Source organism: Nosocomiicoccus massiliensis (assembly GCF_000438455.1).
Lineage (GTDB): Bacteria > Bacillota > Bacilli > Staphylococcales > Salinicoccaceae > Nosocomiicoccus > Nosocomiicoccus massiliensis.
Genome location: NZ_CAVG010000093.1, coordinates 1 through 5,895 on the forward strand (window position 1 = coordinate 1; position 5,895 = coordinate 5,895).

At 39.3% G+C, this 5,895-nt stretch carries 6 protein-coding genes; all 6 read right to left on the bottom strand.

From position 1 onward, the window contains the following. Positions 1-215: 215 nt before the first annotated feature. Genes TJ68_RS08390 through pxpB form a run of 6 tightly spaced genes read right to left on the bottom strand, consistent with a single transcriptional unit; the run spans position 216 to position 5,723 of the window. On the bottom strand, positions 216-1,430 hold the full coding sequence (locus TJ68_RS08390) for an NRAMP family divalent metal transporter (protein ID WP_040928901.1): 1,215 nt from the start codon (positions 1,428-1,430) through the stop codon (positions 216-218). Positions 1,431-1,451: 21 nt separating this feature from the next. Next, on the bottom strand, positions 1,452-2,210 hold the full coding sequence (locus tag TJ68_RS08395; protein ID WP_040928902.1) for a LamB/YcsF family protein: 759 nt from the start codon (positions 2,208-2,210) through the stop codon (positions 1,452-1,454). A gap of 5 nt (positions 2,211-2,215) precedes the next feature. After that, complete coding sequence (locus tag TJ68_RS04100) at positions 2,216-3,568, bottom strand: acetyl-CoA carboxylase biotin carboxylase subunit (RefSeq protein WP_040928904.1); 1,353 nt, start codon at positions 3,566-3,568, stop codon at positions 2,216-2,218. Position 3,569: 1 nt separating this feature from the next. Then, a complete protein-coding gene (locus TJ68_RS04105) occupies positions 3,570-4,013 on the bottom strand; it encodes an acetyl-CoA carboxylase biotin carboxyl carrier protein (protein ID WP_040928905.1) in 444 nt (147 codons plus the stop codon). Continuing rightward, positions 4,013-5,005 carry a 5-oxoprolinase subunit C family protein gene (locus TJ68_RS04110; RefSeq protein ID WP_040928906.1) on the bottom strand — a complete coding sequence of 331 codons (993 nt, stop codon included), beginning with the start codon at positions 5,003-5,005 and terminating at the stop codon, positions 4,013-4,015. The genes TJ68_RS04105 and TJ68_RS04110 overlap by 1 nt, the downstream gene beginning before the upstream one ends. Then, positions 4,995-5,723, bottom strand: a complete 729-nt coding sequence (gene pxpB, locus TJ68_RS04115) for a 5-oxoprolinase subunit PxpB (protein ID WP_040928907.1) — start codon at positions 5,721-5,723, stop codon at positions 4,995-4,997. Before pxpB ends, TJ68_RS04110 begins: the two co-directional genes overlap by 11 nt. Positions 5,724-5,895 lie beyond the last annotated feature (172 nt).

A 5,895-nucleotide genomic window follows, 5' to 3' on the forward strand; every position in this document is an offset into this window, starting at 1 on the left:
CCTAAATCAAATTTTGGAAGAAATAAAAAAATTACCTGACTCTTCCTTATTCCTTTAACTTATTATAGAAAATCACTTCATCACATAATAATAAATAACCCTGAAGTTAGACTTTAATCAAACTTCAGGGTGCTTTTTATATAAAATTTAAATCCATACTATAATCATATATTTGTTTTGTCATATAGTTCGAATATACGATAGTTTCTATTATTTTATCCATTCCAAAGTTGTGCAAGTCCTTCTAACGATAGTACCCCTGCTACTGCAGTAACGATAACTGCTATCACTCCAAATATTAACCATGCTGTTGGATGGTGGTAATCTCCAACGATACTTTTCTTTCTCGATGCGAGTAGTATCGCAGCGAGTGTAACTGGTAAAATGAGTCCGTTGAATGCACCTGCAAGTATGAGTAATGTTACAGGTCTACCGATGAATACGAAAATAATCGTCGATGCTAAAATGAAAGCTATGATGATGAGGTTGTTGTGCTTATCAAATACTTTTCCAAATCCGCGTAAGAAACTCGCACTCGTATATGCTGCACCGATGACTGAAGATAGTGCTGCAGCGAGTAATACGACACCGAATACTTTTACTCCGATATCTCCAAGCGCAAATTGGAATACTGACGCTGGTGGGTTATCTGGATTTAGCACTGCACCTTGGGTAAGTACACCGAGTACTGCTAAGAATAGTAACGTACGCATGACACCTGTTGTAAAAATCCCATAGTTTGCTGCTTTAGATACGAAATGTAAATTCTCTTTACCTGTCACACCCGCTTCAATTAAACGGTGTGCTCCAGCAAACGTGATATATCCTCCAACTGTCCCACCTACAATAGTAACAATTGGAAGTAACATCGATAGTGGTTCTTCAGGCACAATCGTTCTAAATGCTGCTTCACCGATATCTGGTTTTGATTTAATCGCAACATATAACACGATTAAAATCATTAGTACACCGAGTCCTTGCGTGACGATGTCCATTACGGCTCTTCCATTTTTAACGAGGAAAATGATAATCGCAAATATTCCTGTAATTGCTGCACCGATGCGCACATCCCAACCAAATATCGCATTGAAACCGAGCCCTGCGCCAGCAACGTTACCGATGTTAAACGCAAATCCTCCGATCACGATTAAAATTGCGACAAATGATCCTAAACCAGGAAATACCTCGTTCGCAACATCTTGTCCACGTTTTCCACTAACTGATAACACACGCCATACATTTGATTGTGCGCCGATATCAATGATAATTGATATTAAAATCGCAAATCCAAAACTCGCTAAAAACTGTTCAGTAAATACTGTCGTCTGTGTTAAAAATGCTGGGCCAATCGATGACGTAGCCATCAAGAATACTGCGCCAAATAGTAGCCTACGTTGTGACGCTGTTAATTTTTGTTTTTCACCTTGCATAAGTTCACTCCTTCATCTTGATTACATCGTTTGTATTTCAATTCCTTTTGCTTCAAGTGCAGATTTAATTTCTCTTACAAATTGTAGTGCTTTTTCACCATCACCGTGCACACAAATACTATCTGCTTTAATGTCTATGTCTGTGCCGTCTATTGTTTCTACTTTACCTTCAGTAAGCATTCTAATCCCGCGTTCAACTGCTAATTTACTATCGGTAATCATCGCACCTTCTTTACGTCTAGAGACAAGTGTACCGTCGTTTTCATACGCACGATCTAAAAACACTTCATGGACCACTTGTAAACCTATTTCTTCTCCAGCTTTTACAAGGTTGTTTTCCGATAGCCCCATTAACTTTAATTTTGGGTTAAAGTCTTTGACTGCTTGTGCAATTACACGTGCGAGGTTTTTATCTGTAAACGTTGCGTTATATAATGCACCGTGTGGTTTGACGTGATTCATTTCAACTCCGACTGTTCTCGCAATACCGTCCAGTGCAGAAAGTTGATACAATACCATACTATAAATTTCTTCGTCTGTACAGTCCATGTATCTACGTCCGAATCCTTCTTTGTCCGGGAATCCTGGATGAGCGCCGAGCCCTGCGCCTGATTCTTTAATGAGTTTAACTGTTTCTAACATCACTTTAGGATCGCTCGCGTGAAAACCACACGCGACGTTTGCTGACGAAATGAGCGGTATAATTTTGTCATCATTTCCGACTGTATAGTTTCCGAAACTTTCACCTAAGTCTGCATTTAAATCAATTGTTAGTGTCATCGTAATCACTCCGTATCGATAATATTTTCTTCGTATATAAATTTGATATCATAATCATTCGCAATTACTTTGTGATGTGACAGTAAGAAAAATTGAAAGTCTAAGTTCGTTTTAATCGGCTCAATGACTGTTTCTCCGATGACTAATTTAAGTTTTGTAAGTGCAGAATCACGGTCATCATCTTTTACGATGAGTTTTGCGACCATTGAGTCGTAATAAGGAGGTATCGTATACCCCGTGTATAAATGTGAGTCAATTCGCACATTACGCCCAAGCCCAAAGTGCAGCTCTTCGATTTTACCAGGAGACGGTCTAAATTGGTGCATCGGATCTTCAGCGTTAATACGTGCTTCAATTGCGTGACCATTTAAACTCACGTCGTCTTGAGTAAAGCCTATTTCACCGTCATAAGCGACCATGATTTGTGCTTTAATAATGTCTTTACCTGTGACTTCTTCTGTAATTGTATGTTCGACTTGCACACGTGTATTCATTTCAATAAAGTAAAATTTCTTTTCTTCTTCAACATATAAATACTCGACTGTTCCAGCACCGCGATATTTTAACTGTTTCATCGCGTCACGTGTTGTTTCCGTAATATATTTACGTTCTTCGTCAGATAAAATAGCAGCTGGTGCTTCTTCTAACAGCTTTTGGTTGTTACGCTGAATTGAACAGTCCCTCTCATATAAGTGAACCGCATCACCTTTACCATTACCAATGACTTGCACTTCGATATGTCGTGCTTTCTCGATAAACTTTTCTACGTATAGTCTGTCATCATTAAACGCATTTTTCGCTTCATTTTTAGCGTCATAATATAGTTTGTCGACGTCTTTGTCACTATACGCAAAACGCATCCCTTTACCGCCACCACCTGACACAGCTTTTATGACGAGTGGGTAGTTATGGACTTTCGCAATCTCTTTTACGTCGTCAGCAGAGTCGATGATCCCGTCACTTCCTGGGATTACAGGTACTCCAACACTCGCCATCGTTTCACGCGCCATCGATTTGTTACCCATTTTTTCCATCATATCTGCAGTAGGTCCAATAAAAATCAGTCCCGCTTCTTCGACGCGTCTCGCAAACTCCGCTGATTCTGATAAAAATCCATAACCTGGATGAATCGCGTCGGCTCCAGATAATTCTGCTGCAGTTAAAATCGCATCGATGTTTAAATAACTATCGATGCTTTTTGGTCCACCAATTGCATATGCTTCGTTCGCAATCGCCACGTGGAGCGAGTTTTTGTCAGCTGTAGAATATACCGCAACACTCGTCATATTCATTTCTTTTAACGTACGAATGATACGTACCGCAATCTCTCCACGGTTTGCAATTAATACTTTTCTCATATTAATTACCCTCCGGTTCTACTCGGACGAGCACATCCCCGTACTCTACATCTTCTCCATTGTGTACGACGATTTCTCTTACAATTCCAGAGACGTCTGATTTTAAATCGTTAAACATTTTCATCGCTTCAATGTAACCAATTTGTTCACCCACTTCAATTCGGTCGCCAACCTCTATGAAGTTTTCACTGCTGTGCTCATCTTTCTTTGTATAGAATGTACCGATCTGAGGTGCTGTAATTTCTACATATTTCGAAGGGTCTGCCGGTGTGTGTGTGTCCTTACTTTCGACAGGCGTGTTCGTTACGACTTTCTGACTACTTTCTTTTGACACATTCGCATCACGTTCAAGGTGTACTTTAATGTCATCACTTTCTATTTTTAAAACAGATAAATTCTCATCGTTCAATAGTTTAATCAGTTCTTTTACTGTATTGATATCCATTACGCTTTACCTCCAATTAATGTATGAATACGCTGTGAAACTGGGCGTCTTACGTTATTAAACTCTTTTGTCGTTCCGATAAACTCTTTATTATGGATCGCGCGTAACTGTTCTTTATACAGCTTAGTCGCTTCTTCTATCGTGATGAGTTTAAATTGTATTTTATCTCCAGGTTTCTTTTGTGCGATTTTTTGAATGTCGACTTTCGCAACGGTCGCGATTTTTGTATAACCGCCCGCTGTTTGTCGGTCTGAAAGTAATATAATCGGCTTTCCGTTTTTAGGCACTTGTATACTCCCGAACAGTATCGTTTCGCTAATAATATCATGACTCGTCGCTTCGACAGATTCGCCATCTAAACGATATCCCATTCGGTCACTTTCTTTTGATACTGTATATTCGCTATGGAAAAAGTGATCTAAGTTTTCCTCATCGAACCGGTCATATTGTTGTCCCTTAACTACACGAATTACGTTTGATGTGTCGAGCTCTTTCGTTACAACTTTATAACCATGTCGCGCGAGCCCACCGTTTATATATAAGACGTCAAACGGTTGAAGCGCTCTACCTTGGAACCCACCAATTTTACTTCTCGAATGAGTTGAATAACTCCCGAGCTCTTCCTCGATATCAAATCCACCTAAAAATGCGACATATGTACGTACACCGTGACGCGCATATCCAAATTCAACGATATCGCCTTTTACTAAATCAATCGCTGCTCCGACTCTATATTCTTCATCGTTTATGAGTAACGGCATATCTGCTCCAGCCGTTCCAATTGTTACGTTGCTCGTCACTTGAAATTTCGCGCCTTTTAATGTCATCTCTAAGACAGGCGTGTTTAAGTCGTTACCGATCAACTGGTTTGCTAAATAATAGCTCTCATAATCCATAGCACCAGCTGGTGAAAAACCGAGTGACTCATATCCATAACGCCCTGCATCTTGTATTGTCGTATACATTCCAGGATGAATGATTTTAATTGTCATTATTACTACCTCGCTTCGTCACTTTTGCTTTATAAACACCGTTATTATATGCCTCGACAATCGTGGCATATTCTTCTTCAGAAATTGAGCGGAATACAATACGGTCTCCTGCTTCAAACAGTATCGGTTCACTTCTATTTTTATCGTATAACGGAACTGGCGTACGACCGATAATATTCCAACCACCTGGACTATCAAACGGATACACACCCGTTTGCTCTCCACCAATCCCTACAGATCCTCCAGGGATTTTTGTGCGTGGGTTGTCTAAACGTTCTTTATATAGTTTTTCATCTAACCCACCGAGAAACGGAAATCCTGGCATAAATCCAAGCATAAAAATATGATACTCTCTACCTGCATGAAGACGAATTAAATCATCCTCCGTAAACTCATCCGTTACGAAACGTTCGACATCTGGCCCATAGTCTCCGCCGTAACATACCGGTATCTCGACAATTTTATAAGTCAATTCAGAAACGTCGAGTAAAGCCGTATCCACTTTACTTAACTTCTCTTTTAACTTTGTCATATCAGTTTCTAATAAGTCATAATGAATCGTAAGCGACGTATAAGACGGTACAATTTCATAAATGCCATGAAAATCCCATGACTCAATTAACGATTTTAACATCATCAATTTTTGATTCGTCTCAACATCCACTGTATCACCGAGGTAAATCGTCAAAGAATCCTCAGAAAACTGCTTAATATCCATCCGACACACTCCTCACAAAAAGCGTTCTCTTTTCTAAAATGTAACGAAAATAGATAAATAATTCAACGTTATGTATGAATAATACAAATTCAATATAAAAATCGACCTGTATCGGTTGACTTATTCACTGTTAAGAAATAAAAAAGCAAGATTCTGTTTTAAAAACACGAAT

Coding starts and splice junctions, on each gene's coding strand:
- TJ68_RS04105 (WP_040928905.1), bottom strand. CDS start 4,013: ATGGATATCAATACAGTAAAAGAACTGATTAAACTATTGAACGATGAG.
- TJ68_RS08390 (WP_040928901.1), bottom strand. CDS start 1,430: ATGCAAGGTGAAAAACAAAAATTAACAGCGTCACAACGTAGGCTACTA.
- pxpB (WP_040928907.1), bottom strand. CDS start 5,723: ATGGATATTAAGCAGTTTTCTGAGGATTCTTTGACGATTTACCTCGGT.
- TJ68_RS08395 (WP_040928902.1), bottom strand. CDS start 2,210: ATGACACTAACAATTGATTTAAATGCAGACTTAGGTGAAAGTTTCGGA.
- TJ68_RS04110 (WP_040928906.1), bottom strand. CDS start 5,005: ATGACAATTAAAATCATTCATCCTGGAATGTATACGACAATACAAGAT.
- TJ68_RS04100 (WP_040928904.1), bottom strand. CDS start 3,568: ATGAGAAAAGTATTAATTGCAAACCGTGGAGAGATTGCGGTACGTATC.